Origin of the sequence: Streptococcus danieliae, from assembly GCF_013415245.1 — a bacterium.
Lineage (GTDB): Bacteria > Bacillota > Bacilli > Lactobacillales > Streptococcaceae > Streptococcus > Streptococcus danieliae_A.
Window position 1 is genome coordinate 1 of record NZ_JACBXX010000253.1, and the last position, 330, is coordinate 330.

A 330-nucleotide genomic window follows, 5' to 3' on the forward strand; every position below is an offset into this window, starting at 1 on the left:
TTGGGACAAGGACTTCCTTAATACCTGCTGGGTGGTTAACATTTGTAACAATCACATCATAACCAGAGCTGGAGACATTTGTTGCTGAAACTTGGCCTGTTTTCTCAACCTTGGGTGCTTGCGGAACCATCACCTTAGTCTCTGTCACATATTCACGTTTGTTTTGGGTAGTCACATAGTGAACATGGGATTGGAAGGCTCCGAAGTCCTGTTTGTGTTGGCTTGTTTCAACCCGAACCTTGTAAGAACCATCACTTTGTTTCACAGCCTTGTGCCAAATGATATCGTCTTGGCCGTTTTTCTCAGACCAGCTTGGGACAAGGACTTCCT

Annotated in this window: 1 protein-coding gene; it reads right to left on the reverse strand. The window is 45.2% G+C overall.

Annotated features, from left to right (window positions below):
• On the reverse strand, positions 1-330 hold a 330-nt coding region (locus HZY94_RS10060), incomplete at both ends, for a GBS Bsp-like repeat-containing protein (RefSeq protein ID WP_179925997.1).